Source organism: Paraburkholderia metrosideri (assembly GCF_904848625.1).
GTDB lineage: Bacteria > Pseudomonadota > Gammaproteobacteria > Burkholderiales > Burkholderiaceae > Paraburkholderia > Paraburkholderia metrosideri.
The window spans coordinates 372,647-391,524 of the sequence record NZ_CAJHCP010000009.1 but is presented as its reverse complement, the minus strand read 5'-3'; the positions used below and the strand labels follow the sequence as shown (position 1 = coordinate 391,524).

The following is an 18,878-nucleotide window of genomic DNA, read 5'->3' as shown; positions in this document are numbered from 1 at the left end:
GCGCGTCGAAATCCGGGTGAATGGTGCTGCCCTGCCCTGTGTGCCCTACGACCGGCTCTCGGAGATCGATCAGGCGGCGGTGATCGATAACAAGCGGCTCGGGCACACGTTGCAGATGGCGCAGGTCATTCAGGCACAGCGCGATGACCGGCGGGCGTCGGGCTCGCCATCGAGGACCCATCAGGGTGAAGCGCCGCGGCCGAAGGAGCGCAAGGTGGGCACCCGCAAACAGCGCGAGCTGACCCGGCAGGAGTTGAATGAAGCGATTCTGGCAACGGCCGGAATGCGGGTTGGCTCGGTGCTTAAAAGCCCTCTAACATAGAGATTTCTGAACCTCAAAACCGGACATTTCTAAAAAGTCCAAACCCCGACATTTCAGTCTGGCCTCGACATTAGGTCGGACACCTGAAAAATCTTCAGTGACGTCGATTGCAGTCACATGCACAGTTTATGCACATGATCTGTGTCTAGGGAGACTCAGGATTGTCGGTCCCTTTGGAGGGAAACTAGCTCTGCATCACGCGACCTAAAATCCGCTTAATGCTTCTTCTACTCAGACTATGGCTCTGGGCTTTCTTTCACACACAATACGGCGTCGGCCGAGGCAGACTGCCCGCTTGGCAAAACATAAAGTGACATGCTCGTCGAAAGCTGGGGGAAGCAAATTCCGATATCAAGGCCACGTCCACTATGTGCTAATATTGTGCGTAAAATGTTCGCATAGGCGCCGCAATGAACGTCGAATCCGTCTCCGCCCATAGAAACAGGGACACCAGTTTTGATCAGTTTATGTCATCCCTTCGAGATCCGGACAGCTCTGCACCCATAGTGTCCGCTCGCCGCTTTGGCGAGGCTTTGCATATCGATTTGCAGACGCTAGCGCAGCAGGCACACGTGCATCGCAATACGCTTAGTCGTCAGCCTGGCGCGGAAAGCGTCCAGCGCTTCCTGCGGGATGCATTGCGGATAATCCGCGCTGCAACAGACATTTCCCGAGACGTCGGCCAAGCATTGTTCTGGTATCGGAATGAGCCATTGCCTGTGTTCGACTACAAGACAGCCGAGCAACTGGTTTCGGACGGCAGGACCGACGATCTGCTTCGCTACGTTTCCTCGCTTGAGGCGGGCGCGGCCGGATGATCCTCACAGCGCTTTCCAGCGTAACTGTCTACCGGATGCATCTTCCGAAATAGGCGGTTACCCCGACGAGCGGTGCCGGCGGAGGCAGACACGGGGGCCGTGCCAATCGTATCGGGGTCAACGCACTTTACCTTGCGCTGGACGTCAACACCGCTGTACAGGAGTACCAACAGGTGTCGCCGCTGATGCCGCCTGGCACATTGGTCAGCTATCAGCTGACCGTCAATCCTGTCGTCGACTTCACAGGCGGGTATCAAAGCGACAAGTGGCCTGATCAGTGGGAGGATTTCTACTGTGACGGGCGCGGCTGCTGGTTCAATTAACGCATCGAGCCGCCAAGCTGGGTAATTGGCGACGAAACGATTGCGACTGGCGCGAGAGGGATTCTTTTCAGATCACGTCTGTCGCTGGAAGGGATAAACCTGGTTCTGTATGTCGACGAGCTGGAGTCGTCAGATCGACTAGACGTGCACGATTCTCAGAGTGCACTTCCCCGAGACCAATCTTCCTGGACATAGAGAGGGGGATCCGATGGTGATTCCATTCCTTGATCGATAGCGCGCGCCACCCAACTTGTCGAGCTCTGTATTACGGAGGTGCCGATGCTATCCAAAATAACTCGGGGCGCTGTCGCGACCGTTAAGCCAAGCCCGAGGCGTGCATCGCAAATGGCCCGTGGTTGCTGGCGCGTAGTCGACACAGGCTATCTCCCCTGTTCAGACGATCTCGGCCGGCGGCCCGAGGGCGCACTTGTCGGTCTGCTGGTCCAGCAGACCGGCGTGGGAAAGATGCGGCACTGGGCCCTGCTTTCAGAGCCTTAGGCAAGCGCTTTTGGGCCTTGGTGAAGCCGATGCAAATTCCGAAAGGTCTCGGGCTCGCTCGTTGCGAGCAAACGGGCGCGTCTGCCGTCACGTCGGAAGCGAAACGCCCTACCTTTCAATTCGTCCGCAAGCCCGCGCAAGATCGTGACCGACCAGTTGCGCAGCTATCCGGCGGCGAAAGCTGAGATTCCCGAGCTGGCTCACGTCAAGCACGTTTTCGTCAAAGCCAGCGCGCGGGTCAATAACCGGGCTGAAAACAGTCATCAACCGACGCGCGAACGCGAGCGACGCATGCGTGGCTTCCGCGACCCTGAACGAACGCAGACTTTTTTATCGAGTTTCGGTCCGATCCGTCAGCACTTCGCGCTCACGCGGCACTTGCTACGCGCCTTACTCTATCGCAAACAGCTCTCCGCACGCTTCGCCGCCTGGCATCGCTTCACTGAAACAACCCAAGTTCCGTCCGTTTTCTGAGCAAGCCTGCGTCCTCTCCGCTATTGCGTCGCGAACAATTTAACGTGACAGCGCCCCTGCGACGCGCGGCCTTGACGCGGCGCGCGAAGCCCGCGCCGAATTTGTCGCACCAGCGTCGGACCGTTTCGTAGCTGACGATAACCCCGCGCTCGAAAAGCAGCTCTTCGATATCACGCAGGCTAAGCTGAAACCCGCAATACCAGCGCACCGCGCAACTGATGACCGCTCCGGGATAGCGATGACCGTGGTACAGCGATTTTGCATTCTTCATCTCGTGATCTTACTCGACCGTCTCAGCAACGTGACAGTGCCCCCAGTCGCTCTGCTACTGTCACCGGCCTTGACGATCTCGTCGGCATCGAACCGATCGCAGAGGCGCTGATCAAGACCCTCGCAGGCAAAGCGGGGACTGGCCGGCTGGACGAAATGAAGGCGTTGGAACTGTTGCGTCCGATCGTGTCACTTTGATTTGGCTGATTAGCCCGTAGGCACGGGTGGCTCAGAACCGCGATCCGGCGAATCCGCATGCTCAGCGACATACGCGCGGCTCGCGCACAGCCGGATCGAAAGCCACTTCGCTCATCTTCTGCAACGAGACGGTTATACGTGCTTCCCGCGCGCCGCAAGATTCCTGAACAACGCCCGCGTGCCGAACACCCAGGGCGGCACTTCCGTGCACAACCCGACGCGATTGACCAACGCGCCTAACGTACCGGTCGAGATGGTCACCGTATCGCCGAGTTCGTGAGTGAACCCTGCTCCCGCACCATGCCGGTCTTTAACCGGGGAAAACATGGTGCCGAGAAACAGCATGAACCCATCCGGGTACTGATGATGCGCGCCGTGTGCCTGGCTGACGAGATCGAGCGGATCGCGGCTGATCGCCTTCATATGGCTCACCCCTTCCAGTTCGAAGCCGTCTGTCCCTTCGATTCGCAGACTCACCGATACCGAGCGTACCGTGTCGATTGTGAAGCTCTCGTCGAACAGTCGAACGAACGGACCGATTGCGCATGACGCATTATTATCCTTGCATTTGCCGAGCAGCAGCGCAGAGCGGCCTTCGATGTCGCGCAGATTCACGTCGTTGCCAAGCGTTGCGCCGACTGTCTCGCCGCGCGCATTCACCGCGATAACCACTTCGGGCTCCGGATTATTCCAGCTGGACGCGGGCAGCAAACCCACTTCGTCGCCAGATCCAACGGAGGACATGGGCTGCGCCTTGGTAAACACCTCGGCATCGGGGCCGATGCCGACCTCCAGATATTGTGACCAGAGACCGCGTTCAGTCAGTTCGGCTTTCAGACGCATTGCAGCGTCGGAGCCGGGCACGATGTGCGAAAGGTCCGATCCGATGGTCTGCTGGATCGTCGTGCGGACTTCGTTTGCACGACTCGCATCGCCGCCTGCCTGCTCCTCGATTACCCGTTCGATCAGGCTAACCGCAAAGGTGACGCCGCACGCCTTGATGGCCTGAACGTCGCATGGTGCGAGTAGTTTTACCTGAGGCGTCTGCTGCGAAAACTGCTGCGCCATGATTTCCGCCGCATCGCCAACGTCCTCGCCCTCGCCTGCGCGCGCGACGTGCAGCAGATCGGCGCGATCAAAAAGATCGGCTGTAGTAGGCGCAATGTTCGTGATATCGATCATCTTCCCGTTGCGCACCACGACGACGCACGGCCCCTCAAACGAGGTCGTTTTGCGCCACACACGCCCGACCAGCAGCGCGCTCTCCAGGTCCGCAGGAAGATAAGACCGCGCAGTTGCGATATCCATTACTCGACTCTCCAAAACATATGCCGGAGCGCTGCGAACGCGCCCGAATCTAAAAAACCAGAAGATCAGTTTCCGTTTCTGGGCATGACGGTCTTGTTGATCACGCTCATCTGACTGTCGACAGTCGCGGGCGTGACGAGAAGAACCGGGATCGACAGGTTCTTCTGACTCAGAGAGGCGTCGTATAACGCATTCGCCGCCTCCTGGCCCATCAGGAACGGCTGCTGCATGCCGGAGGCAAGCAGTTGGCCTTTCTTCAGCATGTCGATAAATTCCGGTATGCCGTCGAACGCGACGAGCGCGACGTCCTTGTCGCGATGACCAATGCGGATCGCGCGCGCAGCCCCGAGTGTAGGCGTGTCGGTCTCGACGAAAACCGCATGCATGTCCGGATGCGCGGTCATCATGTCCTGCACGAAGCTGAATGTCTCGTCAGGCGTGTACTTCTGCATCTGATTCAGCGCCATCTCATGAATGCCCGCCTCGCTCATCGCGCGGCGAAAACCTGCAGTGCGCAGTTTGCCGTTCTCGCGTCCGAGCGAAATGGTCACGATGCCGTAGCCGCCCTTCTGCCAGCCACGCTGCACCATCACGCGAGCGAGTTCCTTGCCGACTGCGTAGGCGCCCTTCTCGTCTTCGGAGCCTACGTAGGTCCGGTAGTCGCCCGAGGTCGTGCCGATGCCCGCGATGCTGACCGGAATGCCATGCTGCTTCGCAAGCGCCAGCACGCTCGGCGCGGTGCTCGAGTCGGTCGGCGACAGCACGATACCCGCCACACCCTGCGCAATCGCGTCCTGGGTATTCTTCAGTTGCGTCGCGGCGTCGTTGTGCGAGTCCATGTAATTGACGGTGCCGCCGTGCGCCTTCACCCCCGCCGCAACGCCATCGCCGACGACATGCCAGAACGGCAGATCGAGCGCCGGCGCGATATAGACGTATTGCTTACCCGTCGCCTGGGCGCTCGCGTTTTGCACGGGAATACAGGCGATCATTGCGCCAAAGGCTATTCCTTGCAGCAGATGCCTGACAATACTCAGTTTCGTGTTCATGCGCTCCTCCAGATTTTTTTGTTCAGGTGGTGATGCCTAGCGTTTTGCACCGCTCGTCAGCCGCTCGATCAATACAGCAACGAGAATGATGGTTCCGATCGCCGTCCCTTGCCAGTAAGGGCCGACGCCCAGGAGGTTCAGACCGTTACGGATCAGGACCATGATGAATACGCCAAACAGACTTCCCAGCATCGAGCCGCGTCCACCAAACAGACTCGCGCCGCCAATCACCACGGCGGCAATCGCGTCGAGTTCGAGGCCATTTCCCGCAAGCGGATCGATCGACATGAGCCGCGAACTGAGAAACACCGACGCGAGCCCCGCCGATGCACCGGACACCGCGTAAGCGAGATTGGCGTAGCGAGTGGTCCGTAGACCGGCGGCCACGGCCGCGTCGCGATTCGATCCAATCGCGTAGATCGTGCGGCCGCCTTTAGTGCGCTGCAGATACCACCACGCAATCGCAAACAGCGTCAGCAGGAACAGAAAATTGACGGGTATGCCGAAGACTTCCGCGACGCTCAATTCGGACAGCGCATCGGGCAAGCCTGAGATCGAGTTGCCGTTGCTGATCAGGTAGGCGACCGACCGGCAGATCGACATCGTGCCAAGCGTCACGATGAAGGGCGCAATCCGGCCGAAGTTCACCAGAAAGCCATTGAGCAGACCCAGACACGCGCCTGCGCCGATCGCGACCGGCACGCCGAGATATAACGGAAGTCCGGCTCTAGTGGCGATAATCCCGAAGACGATCCCGGCAACGCCCGTCACCGCACCCACTGAAAGATCGATCCCGGCGACCAGGATTACGAAGGTTTGTCCGATCGCGACGATCCCCACCACGACCGACTGATCGAGCAGGTTATAGATGTTGCCCGAGGTCAGAAAGCGCGGACTGGCGACCGACATGATGATGAAAATGACGAGCGCCACGCCGATAATCCGAACGTCGGACGGCAGACGCAGCGGCGCTCGCGTCGATGAAACCTTTGCGGAACTCTGGTCGAGTGCCGCAGTGGCTGTCTTTGCGTCACGCATGTCGAGGTCCCCTGCTCAATTTCAGATGATGGATATCCGCTGCCTGCATCGCCGATATCAGGTGCTGTTCCAGCATGGCTTCCGAATGTGTGCTGTCGAGCGGAAACGTCATGCCAAGCCAGCCGAACGAATGGCCGGATTCATTGGCCAGTTCGAAAAGGATCGACCGGCGCGCTTCGTCGGTCCTGAACTCCGCGCTGCGCAAGTCGGAGAGCGCACAAGGAATGGCAGTCTCCGTGATGAGCGGAAACGCGTTCCGTGATATCCCGACGGGAAGATCGCTGTGCTCCGAGAGGTCGAAGCAGAACACGCGGCCCGCCACCACGTCGATCCAGTAGGTCGTGCATTCCAGTTGACCCGGCAGATCGGCAATCACCTTGCGCAACGCGCCGGACGATGAGCGCGGCGCGGCGAACATCGTGAGTGTCTGGGGGTCGAACACATCGCTGCCGGCACTGGCGATCGAACGTCCATCGCTGAGAACGAGTACTTCGTCCGACATGCCAAGCAATTCCTCGAAGTCCGACGACACGATGACGATGCCCATGCCTGCTTCGGCGCACTGCCTGATCACCGAATAGATATGGCTGCGCGTGCCGATGTCGATGCCGCGGGTCGGCTCGTCGAGCAGCAGAATCTTCGGCTCGGTCAGAAGCCATCGGGCCAGCAACATCTTCTGCTGTTGTCCGCCGCTCAAACTGGTCACGGCGGTCCTGACCACATGCGCGGGCATGTCGAAATCCTGGATAAACCGCTTCACCGCGCTGGCCGCCGCCGATCGCCACGTTCTTCCACCCGCCTGGCCCAGCATCGGCAGCGTGAGATTTTCCTGGAGCGAGAGATCGGGCACGAGCCCCTGGCTGCGTCGATCTTCTGTCAGCAACGCCATGCCCTTTGCTACAGCATCCCTGGGGTGTCGCGGTACGAACTTCGTACCGTCGACACGGATTTCCCCGCTCCTGATCTTTCTCAATCCAAATAGTGTTTCCAGGGTCTCGGTTCTGCCCGCGCCGACCAGTCCACCGAGTCCGAGAATCTTGCCCCTCTCCAACGTGAACGAAACATCTTTCACACCGGTTTCTGCCGAGAGGTTCCGTGCTTCGAGCAAGGCCTTTGCGTGAGCATGCGTGGTGATCGCAGCACCCTCTGCACGAGCACGCGGCTTCGCATACAAAGACGAAACCCGCCGTCCGACCATCCGCTCAACCAGATCGTTCGGGTTGGTCTGATGCGCCGGCAGGTCGCTCTCCACGGTCGACCCTTCGCGCATGATGGTGAAGCAGTCCGATATCTCGAACAGTTCTTCGAGACGGTGCGAGACAAACATCAACGCGCTGCCGTCATCGCGCAGCTTTCGCATGATGCGGAAAAGATGCTGTACTTCTCCCGGCGACAGCGACGCGGTCGGTTCATCGAAGATAAAGATTTTCGAGCGCTGCAGCGTGGCGCGAGCGATCTCCACCATCTGGCGATTGGCCATCGACAACGAACCCGCACGCTCGTCGAGTGCCAGATGCGTGACCTCCAGCGCCGCTAATGCTTTGGCGGCGTCGGCGCGCAACGACCGCCAGTTAATGCGCGCCGACGATGCAAAGCGCGGCAACACTAGGTTTTCAAGCACGCTCAGATCGGGCGCAATACTGGTTTCCTGCAGCACGATGGACACGCCGCTTTCCATTGCATGCCGTGGCGAGGTGAACTCGGTCGCGTTGCCTTCGTAGACGAATTCGCCGCTCGTCTTCTGATAGTGCCCGCTGATGATTTTCGACAGAGTGGACTTGCCCGCTCCGTTCACGCCGACCAGCGAGTGAATTTCATGAGCCCGCAGGCGCAGGCGCGCATTCGTCAGCGCCCTGACGGGCCCGAAGCGCTTGTCGACTTTCTCTGCAATCAGGATGTCCATGGGTGCATCGCCGGTCGGGATCAAATGTGGTACCAGGTTTCCGCCGAGCGCTGGAACAGGGCTTTCTTTTCGTCGACGGTGAAGTCGGTCACGATCGTTCGATAGGCGTTCACCAGCGTGGCGTAGTCAGCGTAAAGCCCGTCGAGCGGCCAGTTCGTGCCGAACATGCAGCGCTCGACACCGAAGAACTCGATACATTTCTCGATCCACGGCGTAATCGATCCAGTCGACCAGTCGTGGTCCACCATGAGTAGCCCCGAGAGCTTGCAGGCAATGTTCGGCGCCTGCGAGATCGCCTTCATTCCCTTGCACCACGCATGAAAGTACTCCACGCTGCGCTGTTTCGGAAAGCCGCAATGGCCGAGGATGATCCGCACATCCGGGAATTGCTTTGCCAGCTTAAGTACTTTGTCGGTGTGCGCAATGTCCGCGTCCATGTCGAATACGAGATCGCGTTTGCGCAGGCCTTCGAAACCACGCAGAAAGGCGGTATCGTTCAGAATGTCCGGCCCATAAAACGTCAGCATCCGGACGCCGCGAAAATTCGCGTACTCGAGGTGGCGATCCAGTTGCTGTTCATTGTTCGCATCCATCAGTTCGCCCCGCGCGATGATCGCGTTGGGAAACCCGTCCTTGTCGGCCACGCTTTGCAGCCACGCTGTTTCGCGAACCGGGTCGCCCTCGCCGTCCGCGGTTTCGATATGGACTGACTTGATCAGATTGACCGGTGCACCGGTGGCCTTGAGATCGGACACCACGTAATTGCGCTTAATCGCCGAATAGTCGCCCGAAGGATGGCCTTCGAACGGTTTATCGGTCAGCCATGCGTAGTGAAGCTGGCTGAGATCCCAAAGATGGTGGTGAGCGTCGACAAAAGCGAAGTTGTCTGAAGCCATCGCTGCCTCTACAAGTTGGATTGGAAAATCACACGGGTCCGGCGGTCGCCTCGCCAACGCTCAGGCGGCCAGCATCAGCTGGTTTTTGCCTTCCTGAACGATCTCGCCGTGCTGGTTGCGAACCTTGATGTCGAGCGTCACGATGCCCCGCGTACCCGACTTCGTGAGACGTTTGCCCGCGATGGTGATCTCGGCGTCGATCCGGTCGCCTACATACACCGGGCCGACGAAACGCCACGAGTCCCAATTCAGCGCGGCAATCACGTCGAACTGGATCAATGACCGGTTCTTCAGACCGTCCACCAGTCCCAGCACCAGCAGGCCGTGCGCGAGCCGCCCGCGAAAGCCGAGATCCGTGGCGAATTTCTCGTCGGTGTGATGCGGCATGAAATCGCCCGTCAGTCCCGCGAAGCCCAGAATCTGCGCCTCTGACACTGTGATGCCCGGTGTGATGAACGCGTCACCCTCGTTCAGGTCCCCGAACTTGTTCAAGCTTGTCGTATGCATGGTTTTTCCAGAATGATCGACCCGGTGGTTAGTCCGCGAGATTCCGGCCTCGCGTTTCCGGGCCGATAATGAGACCCACGGAAGTAATCACCGCCATGGCGATGGCGTAGATCGCCACCGGAATATAGGAACCGCCGCCCGCTTGCAGTAACGCCGTACAGATAAACGGCGCAATGCCCCCAGCGAATACCGCCGACACTTCCCGCACCGTAGAAATCGCCGTGAAGCGGGTACGTGCGCCGAACAGTTCGTTGAAGTACGCGCCTTGAACCGACAGCATCGCGTAGTTCGAGAAGCCGATCGCAATCGCAATGGTCGCGATGATGAGCAGGCTGCTACCTGAGTTCAACAACCAGAAATACGGGAACGTGCCAATACCGAACAGCAATGAGCCGAACAGATAGATCGGCTTACGTCCGACGCGATCCGACAGCCAGCCGAAAAAGGGAATCGTCACGATGCCGAGACTCGCGCCGAGCAGCACGCCTGCCAGCCCTATGTTGCGCGACACGGCGAGTTGTTTCGTGATGTACGCGAGCGTCCAGATCTGGAAGAAATAGCCTGACATGTTCTCCGCGAATCGCGCTGCGAAAGCAATCCAGAAACGCGGGCCGGCTTCGCGGAACATCTCCTTCAGCGGTTCCTTCGTGACATTCTTCTCTTTCTTGAGTTGCTCGAACACCGGCGATTCGTTGACCTGTCTGCGGATATAGGCACCCGCGGCAATCGCGAATACGCTCAGCAGAAACGGAATGCGCCACCCGTAGCCGAGAAAGTCGGCCTCGCTCATCAGGTTGTTGACGATGAAGAACACGCCCGCCGAGAGCAACGTGCCGAGACATACACCGAGCGTGGGGAGACTGGCGTAGAAGCCTCGCTTGCTCGCGGGCGCACACTCGGCGGCCAGGGTGACCGCACCGCCGTATTCCGCGCCAGCGGCGAGCCCCTGAAGAATACGCAATACGATCAGCCCGATCGGCGCAGCCATGCCGATGGACGCATAAGTCGGCATGAAGCCGATGGCCATCGTCGCGCTTCCCATCAGCACCAGCGTGATAACCAGCACTTTCTTGCGACCGTACAGATCTCCTGCCCGGCCGAATACGACGCCCCCTATAGGCCGCGCGAGAAACCCGACCGCGTAGGTGCCGAAAGCCGCCAGCGTGCCCGCCGAAGACGACAGCGAGGGGAAAAACAGCTTGTTGAAAATCAGCGCAGCAGCAGTCGCATAGATGTAAAAGTCGTACCATTCGAGCGCCGTGCCGATCACCGCCGACACGGTCGCATTGCGCAAACTGCGCGCATCGACCTTCGGTGCGGCATGCGAATGAGCTTTTCCCGCAACGCGCGGCTCGACATCGAGCCGTGTATTGCCGGGCAGCGAAGAATTCCCCTGCGTCATAGTCTCCTCCTGACCCGAAGGTCGGACGTGCGCGGCTCTTGATGGCCGGCGTGTTATCGGGTGCTCGATTTCATCACTTCGCAACGCGAAGTGGGAATGGTTGTTTCACCTGACCGACTGCTGTTTAAAACCCGAATTCAACGCCGCTATCAGTTGACGATGCGACGTACCGTCCACCAGCGCCGCACGGATCGCGGACGACGCATGCGTCTGGAAAGCGATATAGCCCGAGTAGCGAGGCCGGACATACGCCTGTTCGATGGTCGTCAGCGTATTGCGGTAGAAGTTACCGGAGACATCGTTCACGCCCGCGTGCGTCCATGCCGCTCGATGACTCGGCTGGCCGTGATGCGCAGGAATGAAGTCGACCTGCGTACCCTCCGACATCAGGAACCGCAGATGATCGAGCAATTCGCGCGATGGCTTCGAGCGTCGGCTCAGCGCAATGCCCGTGCCGCCCAGCGTCGAACCGTGACGGCTAGCGGGCTTGGCAACGGGCACATCCAGGAACCTCACCGGTGCGCGCTCGTTAGTGCGCGTCGCGTAATTGACGTAGCCATAAATCAGCGGACAGAAACGCACTTCGTCGTTACGGATCATGAATTCGAGCATCTGGATCGGATTGAGCGTGTGAGTCGCCGGAGTCATGCGGCCGACCAGTGTCGCCATGACGTCGAGCACCTCGAGCGCGGTCGCTTCATCGACGAAATGCGCGGCGCTGCGCTCCACTTCAGGCGGGCTGCCAAAAGCCGTCATCATCGAACAGAAACTCAGCATCGCGTGCGGACCGCCGATAGACAAACAGACGCCGCCGTCGCTCGACAGACCCACCACATCGGCCCAACTGACCGGCAATGCTCCGTCGATCAGATCGGCGCGTGCAGCGGCTACCTGAGTGGCGGCATCGAGAGGCAAAGCCCACTGCTTGCCCTGCCACGCGTACGACTCATAACTCGCGCCAACCGATTGCGCGGCCCAGCCTTGCAACTCCTGCGCGGAGAACAGTTCCTCCAGCGGCCAGAGGCATCCGGCCTCGACCGCTTCGCCGACATGCGGATGATCCAGCACGACCAGATCGTATTGTTCGCATAACTCGCCGATAGGGTGCGATTCGAAACCCTCCAGCGATTGCGTTTGCCACTGCAGGTTGAGACGCGCCGCTTCGGGCAATGCCGAAGCGGCATCGAGCGCGGCAAAGCCTCGCGGATGGTCCCATGTCAGACCGCGGATGCTGGACCGAGCCATTCAGGCCGCCGTCTCGTTGATGACACGATCGCGCAGCAGCGCGTCGATCGCCGTCTCGTCGTAGCCCAGTTCCTGCAACACCGAGCGGGTATGCTCGCCCACCTGAGGCGCACCGATGCGCACAGACGCCGGGGTTTTCGAGAACTTGTACGGAAAGCCCGGCGCCTTCACGCGCCCTTCGCTCGAATGATCGTATTCGACGAAGGTGCCGTTGTGCTGGATTTGCGGGTCGTTGAGCAACTGCTCGTAGCCATATACCGGACCGGCCCAGATACCGTTGGCGTCGAAGGCCGCGAGCCACTCGGCGGTGGCACGGGTAGCCAGCCGTTCACGCGTGCGCGCGTAGATCTCGTCGCGATGCGTCCACGGATCGGTCGTATCGTTCATGCCGACGAAACTCGGCTCGCCGATCACTTCACCAAAGGTCTTCAACGAAGGCATCGCGACGATAACAAAGCCATCGACAGTGGCGAACGCACCGTACGGCGCGCGGATGTAGACGTGCGCATGCGGCTCGGCCGAGCGCTTCTGCGGCAGCCCGCCTTGCATGTACACGGACAGTTCCTGCATTTGCAGCGTCGTAATCGCGTCGAGCATATTGACGGTCACGAGTTGGCCTTCGCCGGTTCGTTCGCGATGCAACAGCGCCGCGATCACCGCTTCGAAAGCCGTCGACGCGGCGACCGCGTCGACCAGATACTGACCGGCCGGAGACGGAGCATCACCCGCACGGCCGGTCGACAGCATCGCCCCGGACATGCCCTGCAGCAGCAAGTCCTGCCCCGGACGGTGCGCATAAGGACCGTCTTCGCCATAACCCGACATCGACACGTAGACAAGCGATGGGTTCAACTTCGACAGCGATTCGTAGTCCACACCCAGGCGCTTCGCCACGCCGGGCCGATAGTTCTGCACGAATACATCCGCCGACTTCACGAGATCGAACAGCACGGCGCGTCCCGCGTCGTTCTTCAGATCGACGGCCAGCGAGCGCTTGTTGCGATTCAGCGAAAGAAACGACGCGTTGATCCTGTTGCCCGTCGCGCCGCCCGCCGGCGTATGACGTTGCCACTCGCCGTCGAGCGGCTCGACCTTGATGACGTCTGCGCCGAGGTCTCCAAGACGTTGGGTAGCAAACGGACCGGCCATGGCAATCGTACAGTCGACCACCTTGTAACCGGAGAGGATTGATTTGGCAGCTTGTTGAGACATGAGAGACAGGACCCTGAGTGATTGTTTGCGATAACATGTTAGCGCAAACAATCACTCAGGGTCAAAGGTTGGTTGCCAGGGGTTTTTACGGGGTTTCGCGAAACGGATCAGGCCGCCGGGATCGCGGAAATGCAGGGAAAACAGGCGTTTATCGCGTGGAATGGCACGCGCCGGGTGGCGCACCAGTACAGAGAGGGATGCAAGCGCCCGGTTTCTGACCGGGCTCCCGTTTCATCAGAACCTTCGGAGCGCCCTGTCAGGCGCTACCGCGTCGCACGAGTTGATGCGTCAACACAATCTTGGTGGCGGCATCTTCGACTTCGTTGATGCGTGCGAGCAGCATCTGTGCGGCCGTCGCGCCCATTTCGTCGGGCTTGGTTCTGACCGTGGTCAGAGACGGCGTGATCATGGCCGCCAGTTCATAGTCGCCGAACCCGCAGATGGCAAGCTGTTCAGGCACCTTGATGCCGCGCCGGTTGCATTCGAGGATCGCTGCCAGCGCCATCGTGTCGGCGGAGAAAAAGATCGCATCGGTCATGGGTGCGTCGCGCAGCACTTCATCCAGACCGCGCACGCCGTCGCTGGCGTTCATTGGCAATTGCAACTCCACGCGCAGAACAGCGGGCAGTTTCGCTTCTTTCACGGCTTTGCACAGACCGAGATAGCGGCTCTGCGCACGCGAGTCCTGCGTGCTCGCGCCGCCGACGAAGGCGATCTGTTTTGCGCCCCGTCCGCACAACAGTTTGCCCACGTCGTAACCGGCCGTGAAATTCGAGAAACCGACGGCCATGTCGATCGGCTCGCCATCCGTGTCCCAGGTTTCGATAACCGCCACGCCGCTTTCCTGCAGCAGCGAACGCACCTTCGCGCTATGTTGAAGACCCGTGAGTATCACGCCCATGGGACGACGTTCGAGCAGGCTTTGAACAATCGCCTCTTCGCGTTCCTGCGAGTACTCGGTATTGCCGATGATCACCGAGATCTTATGCGGCTCGAGCGTATCGATCACACTCTTCACTTCGGCCGCGAACGCGGTGCTCGACAGCGTCGGAATAATGACGGCCACCACCCGGCTCGAAGCAGAAGCGAGACTGCGCGCCGCCTCGTTCGGGATATAGCGCAGCGCCTGAATCGCCTCTTCGACGCGGCGCCGCGTCTTGTCGGTCACCAGCGACGAATTGGAAACGACACGCGAAACAGTTTGCGCCGACACACCGGCGTACTCGGCCACGTCGAGCATCGTGACCGTGCCAGTGGAGCGGCTTTCTTTCTGGGGATTTTTTGTTTTCATAACGAGAGCTTGTTACGTGCTACCCGTTAGTCTAACAAGACGGGACGCCTCGACTCAGCGGACTTCAACATGGCCTCGACGACCTGCACCGAACGCATGCCGACCAGGCCCGAACCGCAATTCTCGACAGGCTTGCCGAGGCACAGATCGACGAACGCGTTGACCGGCGCCTCGCAGGTGTAAGCACCCGATCCCGCGGCGACGTCCATCTCTTCATCGTCGCCGTCGACGCGGCGCAGCCATAAGCGCTCACGCTCCACGTCGAGCAGCAGGCAACCCTCCGTGCCGAACAGACGGATATCCACCTGGAACGGCGAGCCAGGCGGCAACGAGGCCGAGCCTGAAATCGAACCGGTCGCGCCCGACGAAAACTGCACCGCGAGCGCGTTGTACAGGTCGGTGCCGATATCGGACAGCCCGAGCGTGGCGAACACTTCGCGCGGCGCGAGGCCGGTCACGTAGAACATCCCGCCCAGCAGATGCACCAGTTGACCCCAGCCGTATCCGCCGCTGCCTTTGGTCGTCCATGTGGCCGATTCCGGGCGGAACATTTCGTTTTCGGTGCCCTGAAGCTGTCCGCCTGACATCAGGTCTTCAATCGGTGTGGCCATTTGCGCGACCACGTGCCGGATCGTGCCGATGCGGCCGTCGCTCACCAGTTGATGCGCCCGCCTGAAATACGGCTGAAAATTCCAGCCATACGGCACGAGAATCTGCCGCCCGGCCTGCTTCGCCACGTCGATCAGTTCGTTCGCTTCCTGCGCCGACGTCGCCATCGGCTTCTCGACCATCACATGACAACCCCGGCGCAACGCCGCCTTCGCATGTTCCGCATGCAGCCGATGCGGCGACGCGACGATCACCGCGTCCAGTTCCGGCAAATCGAGCAATGCGCGGTAGTCTTCGAAAGCGTGCTCGAAACCGAACGCTTCTTTCACTTGCCGAAGTTCTGCCTCGCCGGGCCGCACCACCGCCGCCAGTTCGACATCCGGCCGCCCCTTGAGCACCGGCAGATGATTCGCGACAGCCCACGAACCCGCGCCGATCAGCCCCACGCGAAGCTTCCTGCCAAGCGGTGCCGGATTATTCATGGCCGGCTCCCGGCGTGAACGTCGCACGGTCGATCAACGCACGGAACTTGTCCGGCACCGAGATCGCGGGGTCCTTGAAGTAGGCCTTGTAATCGACGCCCGCGACCAGCGCGATATTGCCCCACGGATCGAGCGCGCCCGAACGCACGATCACCTTCGCGCGCTGTGCGAGAGAGCCCACGGTCTCTTCATAAGTGACGGACGCGAAATCGCGCTCGTCGAACCACTTTCTGAGCGACGCGAACAGCGGCTTGTTGTGCTCCGCGACCTCGGCGGCGAACATCACCTTCTCGACGATGAGTTCGGGCGCGATCAACGCGTAAAGCTGTTCGAGCGTCGGCAGGTTGGGGCCGATTGCGAGATCGATGCGCCACGCGTCGCGCGGAATCGGGAAGCCGGCGTCGACGATCATCATGATCTGGCCGTGCCCCATCGATGCAATCGCTTCAGAAAGCTGCTGGTTGAGAATGCCGCTTCGTTTCATGTTCTGGCTCCTTCTGGGGTGAATGCAATCGCGCGATCCAGCTCGGCGTGAGACACGGGGTCCACGTACTCCTGAGCCACGCGCCCGTTTCGGAACAGCACGATCCGGTCGGCGAGGTTCGCTAGTTCGAGCGAGTCCGACGACGTGAAAATCACCGCCGAACCCGCATCGGCGATCTGCCGCAAGATCCGATAAATCTCCGCCTTCGCACCGATATCGACGCCGCGAGTCGGATCGTCGAGCATCAGGATTGTTGGGCTCATCACGAGCCAGCGAGCCAGTAGCGTCTTCTGCTGATTGCCGCCCGACAGCGACGTGATGGGATTCAGCAACGACGACGCTCTGACCGCGAGGCGCTTGATGTTCTCCAATGCGGAGGCTTTGCACACGGCGAGGCTGGTCGAACGCATCGCCCGGTTGGTCGCCTCGGCATTGCCGAGCACGCTGGTGAGCGGCAGGATACCGTCGAGCAGACGGTCGGCCGGCAGATAACCGATGCCGTTCCGGATCGCCCGGCGCGCAGACAACCGGCCGAGGCGGCGGCCATTGATATCGATGACGCCGCTCTTAGGCTGCTGCAAGCCGAAAATATGCTGGAGCAGATCGGAAGGACCGGCGTCCGGCAAACCGGCCAGCGCGACGATTTCCCCTTTACGCACCGTGAGCGACGCGCCGTGCAGCCGTTTGCCCACGAGATCCGTCACTGCCAGCAGCGACTCGACCTGCGAGGTCTGCGAGGCCTGTGCAGCCTTCGCCGCGCGAACCGGAAACAGCTCGGCCGGATTGCGTCCAAGCATCGCTGTCACCACGGTCTCGTGGCTGAAGTCGGCCGCCGGACCGCTCGCCACCAGCCGGCCATCGCGTATCACCGAAATGCGATCGGCGATCGAAAAAATCTCGGCGAGTTTATGCGACACGTAGATCACCGCCACGCCCGACGCCTTGAGATGCTGGACGGTCTGCAGCAGACGGGCCGCTTCGGCCGCGTTCAGCGCGGAAGTGGGCTCGTCGAAGATGATGATGCGGGCTTTCCACGTCAGCACCTTCGCGATCGCAACGAGTTGCTTGTCCGAAGTCGACAATTGCCCGACCCTCGCCTCCGGCGAGATCGTCGTCACCCGCAACTCGCCGAGCGCGCGACTGGCCCGTTCGGCCATCTCTTTCTTCGAGGGCTTCGCGAAGCCGCTGTCTTCGATGCCTAGCGCGATGTTTTCGGCCACGCTCAGATTGTCAAACAGGTCAAGTTCCTGATGGACCACGCCGATCCCGACGCTCAGCGCGTCGCGCGGCGTTGCCAGATTGAGCGGCGCGTCTGCTTCGACGAGCATGCCGCCTTCGCTCGGCCGATGCACGCCGGCAATCAGCTTGATCAGAGTCGACTTGCCCGCGCCGTTCTCACCCAGCAACGCGTGGACTTCGCCTGCTGCAAAGTCGATGCTGACGTCGCGCAACGCCCAGAAGCTGCCGAACGATTTGCCGAGCGCCTTAAGGCGAAGCGCGGGCAGCGTCATCGTGTCGACCGCGCTCGCCGACGAAGGGCTGTTCGCGTCACTCGGCTGCATGTTGATCCACGCTTGCCCGGTCGATCACCTGGACGCCCGTATCGGTATGCGAGTCAGGCATCTTTGCGCCGGTGAAAATCTGGTTCAGCACCACCACGGCGTCATGACCCTGACGCTGCGGATTCTGTGAAATCGTCGCCGTTAATGCGCCGCCCTTGATCAGATCTTTGGTTTGCGGCAACAGATCCGAGCCAACCACGGGAATCTTGCCCGCCAGGCTATTGCGTTGCAGATACTGGCCGATGGCCGGGAAGCTGCAGCAATCCAGCGAAACGATGCCGGTGACATCCTGATGCGCGAGCATCGCGTTTTCGATTGCAGCGTAGATCTGCTGCGGCTCGTTACTCGTATTCACCAGTCCGACGATGGCGATGTTCGGATATTTTGCGAGCGACTGGCGCAGCCCCTTCTCGCGATCCTTCGACCATTCGGCCGCTGCATCGACGGTGAACACCAGCACCTTGCCCTTCTGACCCATGTGCTTGACCAGCGTATCGCCCATCACCACGCCCGAATAGGCGAGATCCTGGCCGACGAAACTCAGCCGATGCGAGGCCGGATTGTCCGTATTGAACGTGACGACCGGGATGCCTGCAGCAATCGCCTTGTTGATCACAGGCGCAAGCGCATCGGTCGACGACGACGACACCGCGATGCCGTCCACGCCCTTGGTGATCCAGTTCTCCAGTTCCGCGACCTGCTTCTCTGCGCCGCCGCCGACCGGTCCCGTGAAGACCGCGTTGACGTTCAGCTCTTTCGCCGCCAGCCCGACGCCCTTGCGCATTGGAGCCGCGACCGACAGCGCCGGATCGTGATACGAAACCACGAAGGTCGGCTTGGTTTTGGCCGCGGCCTGCGCCTTGATGGCGGGCGCAAGCTGGAAGTTCGCGTCGGGCGTCGCCGCGCTGGCGCCGGCCGACATCAGGGTCATCGCTGCTGAAAGCAGCACTGCGCACTTCGATACGAATGTCATGTTGTCTCCTCGTC

The 18,878-nt window shown here is 60.5% G+C and carries 15 protein-coding genes and 4 pseudogenes; 4 read left to right on the top strand and 15 right to left on the bottom strand.

The features are described from left to right. From LMG28727_RS22250 to LMG28727_RS22235, 4 genes and pseudogenes are all read left to right on the top strand, one after another. Nucleotides 1-322: pseudogene (locus LMG28727_RS22250) on the top strand (ISNCY family transposase); the annotation flags it as partial. Between the two features lie 410 nt (nucleotides 323-732). Continuing rightward, nucleotides 733-1,140, top strand: a complete 408-nt coding sequence (locus tag LMG28727_RS22245) for a DUF2384 domain-containing protein (protein ID WP_201644448.1) — start codon at nucleotides 733-735, stop codon at nucleotides 1,138-1,140. A 71-nt stretch (nucleotides 1,141-1,211) separates the two neighbouring features. Further along, nucleotides 1,212-1,463 (top strand): annotated as a pseudogene (locus tag LMG28727_RS34275) (RES domain-containing protein); the annotation flags it as partial. A 627-nt stretch (nucleotides 1,464-2,090) separates the two neighbouring features. Beyond that, nucleotides 2,091-2,435, top strand: a pseudogene (locus tag LMG28727_RS22235) (DDE-type integrase/transposase/recombinase); the annotation flags it as partial. Between the two features lie 43 nt (nucleotides 2,436-2,478). Here LMG28727_RS22235 and LMG28727_RS22230 read toward each other — a convergent pair. From LMG28727_RS22230 to LMG28727_RS22160, 15 genes and pseudogenes are all read right to left on the bottom strand, one after another. After that, nucleotides 2,479-2,706 (bottom strand): annotated as a pseudogene (locus tag LMG28727_RS22230) (IS6 family transposase); the annotation flags it as partial. A 329-nt stretch (nucleotides 2,707-3,035) separates the two neighbouring features. Further along, complete coding sequence (locus LMG28727_RS22225; RefSeq protein ID WP_201644447.1) at nucleotides 3,036-4,211, bottom strand: fumarylacetoacetate hydrolase family protein; 1,176 nt, start codon at nucleotides 4,209-4,211, stop codon at nucleotides 3,036-3,038. A 65-nt stretch (nucleotides 4,212-4,276) separates the two neighbouring features. Further along, complete coding sequence (locus tag LMG28727_RS22220; RefSeq protein ID WP_201644446.1) at nucleotides 4,277-5,260, bottom strand: substrate-binding domain-containing protein; 984 nt, start codon at nucleotides 5,258-5,260, stop codon at nucleotides 4,277-4,279. A 36-nt stretch (nucleotides 5,261-5,296) separates the two neighbouring features. Further along, nucleotides 5,297-6,298, bottom strand: a complete 1,002-nt coding sequence (locus tag LMG28727_RS22215; protein ID WP_201644445.1) for an ABC transporter permease — start codon at nucleotides 6,296-6,298, stop codon at nucleotides 5,297-5,299. Further along, nucleotides 6,291-8,201 carry a sugar ABC transporter ATP-binding protein gene (locus tag LMG28727_RS22210; RefSeq protein ID WP_201644444.1) on the bottom strand — a complete coding sequence of 637 codons (1,911 nt, stop codon included), beginning with the start codon at nucleotides 8,199-8,201 and terminating at the stop codon, nucleotides 6,291-6,293. Before LMG28727_RS22210 ends, LMG28727_RS22215 begins: the two co-directional genes overlap by 8 nt. A 20-nt stretch (nucleotides 8,202-8,221) precedes the next feature. After that, nucleotides 8,222-9,097 carry an amidohydrolase family protein gene (locus LMG28727_RS22205; RefSeq protein WP_201644443.1) on the bottom strand — a complete coding sequence of 292 codons (876 nt, stop codon included), beginning with the start codon at nucleotides 9,095-9,097 and terminating at the stop codon, nucleotides 8,222-8,224. A 60-nt stretch (nucleotides 9,098-9,157) separates the two neighbouring features. Then, nucleotides 9,158-9,604, bottom strand: a complete 447-nt coding sequence (locus LMG28727_RS22200; RefSeq protein ID WP_074771260.1) for a MaoC family dehydratase — start codon at nucleotides 9,602-9,604, stop codon at nucleotides 9,158-9,160. Nucleotides 9,605-9,632: 28 nt separating this feature from the next. Further along, nucleotides 9,633-11,006, bottom strand: coding sequence for an MFS transporter (locus tag LMG28727_RS22195; RefSeq protein ID WP_201644442.1), 1,374 nt, complete (start codon nucleotides 11,004-11,006; stop codon nucleotides 9,633-9,635). A 105-nt stretch (nucleotides 11,007-11,111) separates the two neighbouring features. Beyond that, complete coding sequence (locus LMG28727_RS22190; protein ID WP_201644441.1) at nucleotides 11,112-12,251, bottom strand: hypothetical protein; 1,140 nt, start codon at nucleotides 12,249-12,251, stop codon at nucleotides 11,112-11,114. Further along, nucleotides 12,252-13,463 carry a CaiB/BaiF CoA transferase family protein gene (locus tag LMG28727_RS22185; RefSeq protein WP_201644440.1) on the bottom strand — a complete coding sequence of 404 codons (1,212 nt, stop codon included), beginning with the start codon at nucleotides 13,461-13,463 and terminating at the stop codon, nucleotides 12,252-12,254. Between the two features lie 256 nt (nucleotides 13,464-13,719). Further along, nucleotides 13,720-14,754, bottom strand: coding sequence for a LacI family DNA-binding transcriptional regulator (locus LMG28727_RS22180; protein ID WP_201644439.1), 1,035 nt, complete (start codon nucleotides 14,752-14,754; stop codon nucleotides 13,720-13,722). 26 nt (nucleotides 14,755-14,780) lie between these two features. Further along, entirely contained in the window at nucleotides 14,781-15,845 is a 1,065-nt protein-coding gene (locus tag LMG28727_RS22175; protein WP_201644438.1) for a Gfo/Idh/MocA family protein, read from the bottom strand. Beyond that, nucleotides 15,838-16,329, bottom strand: coding sequence for a D-ribose pyranase (gene rbsD / locus LMG28727_RS22170; protein ID WP_201644437.1), 492 nt, complete (start codon nucleotides 16,327-16,329; stop codon nucleotides 15,838-15,840). The genes LMG28727_RS22175 and rbsD overlap by 8 nt, the downstream gene beginning before the upstream one ends. Continuing rightward, nucleotides 16,326-17,891: a sugar ABC transporter ATP-binding protein gene (locus LMG28727_RS22165; protein ID WP_201644436.1), complete on the bottom strand. Its 1,566-nt coding sequence runs from the start codon at nucleotides 17,889-17,891 to the stop codon at nucleotides 16,326-16,328. Before LMG28727_RS22165 ends, rbsD begins: the two co-directional genes overlap by 4 nt. Beyond that, nucleotides 17,878-18,864, bottom strand: a complete 987-nt coding sequence (locus LMG28727_RS22160) for a sugar ABC transporter substrate-binding protein (RefSeq protein ID WP_201644435.1) — start codon at nucleotides 18,862-18,864, stop codon at nucleotides 17,878-17,880. Before LMG28727_RS22160 ends, LMG28727_RS22165 begins: the two co-directional genes overlap by 14 nt. Nucleotides 18,865-18,878 lie beyond the last annotated feature (14 nt).

Excerpts from the sequence above, each read along its gene's own strand:
- LMG28727_RS22185 (WP_201644440.1), bottom strand. The coding sequence starts at position 13,463 with ATGTCTCAACAAGCTGCCAAATCAATCCTCTCCGGTTACAAGGTGGTC.
- LMG28727_RS22205 (WP_201644443.1), bottom strand. The coding sequence starts at position 9,097 with ATGGCTTCAGACAACTTCGCTTTTGTCGACGCTCACCACCATCTTTGG.
- LMG28727_RS22195 (WP_201644442.1), bottom strand. The coding sequence starts at position 11,006 with ATGACGCAGGGGAATTCTTCGCTGCCCGGCAATACACGGCTCGATGTC.
- LMG28727_RS22165 (WP_201644436.1), bottom strand. The coding sequence starts at position 17,891 with ATGCAGCCGAGTGACGCGAACAGCCCTTCGTCGGCGAGCGCGGTCGAC.
- LMG28727_RS22245 (WP_201644448.1), top strand. The coding sequence starts at position 733 with ATGAACGTCGAATCCGTCTCCGCCCATAGAAACAGGGACACCAGTTTT.
- LMG28727_RS22220 (WP_201644446.1), bottom strand. The coding sequence starts at position 5,260 with ATGAACACGAAACTGAGTATTGTCAGGCATCTGCTGCAAGGAATAGCC.
- LMG28727_RS22160 (WP_201644435.1), bottom strand. The coding sequence starts at position 18,864 with ATGACATTCGTATCGAAGTGCGCAGTGCTGCTTTCAGCAGCGATGACC.
- rbsD (WP_201644437.1), bottom strand. The coding sequence starts at position 16,329 with ATGAAACGAAGCGGCATTCTCAACCAGCAGCTTTCTGAAGCGATTGCA.
- LMG28727_RS22200 (WP_074771260.1), bottom strand. The coding sequence starts at position 9,604 with ATGCATACGACAAGCTTGAACAAGTTCGGGGACCTGAACGAGGGTGAC.
- LMG28727_RS22210 (WP_201644444.1), bottom strand. The coding sequence starts at position 8,201 with ATGGACATCCTGATTGCAGAGAAAGTCGACAAGCGCTTCGGGCCCGTC.
- LMG28727_RS22215 (WP_201644445.1), bottom strand. The coding sequence starts at position 6,298 with ATGCGTGACGCAAAGACAGCCACTGCGGCACTCGACCAGAGTTCCGCA.
- LMG28727_RS22175 (WP_201644438.1), bottom strand. The coding sequence starts at position 15,845 with ATGAATAATCCGGCACCGCTTGGCAGGAAGCTTCGCGTGGGGCTGATC.
- LMG28727_RS22190 (WP_201644441.1), bottom strand. The coding sequence starts at position 12,251 with ATGGCTCGGTCCAGCATCCGCGGTCTGACATGGGACCATCCGCGAGGC.
- LMG28727_RS22225 (WP_201644447.1), bottom strand. The coding sequence starts at position 4,211 with ATGGATATCGCAACTGCGCGGTCTTATCTTCCTGCGGACCTGGAGAGC.
- LMG28727_RS22180 (WP_201644439.1), bottom strand. The coding sequence starts at position 14,754 with ATGAAAACAAAAAATCCCCAGAAAGAAAGCCGCTCCACTGGCACGGTC.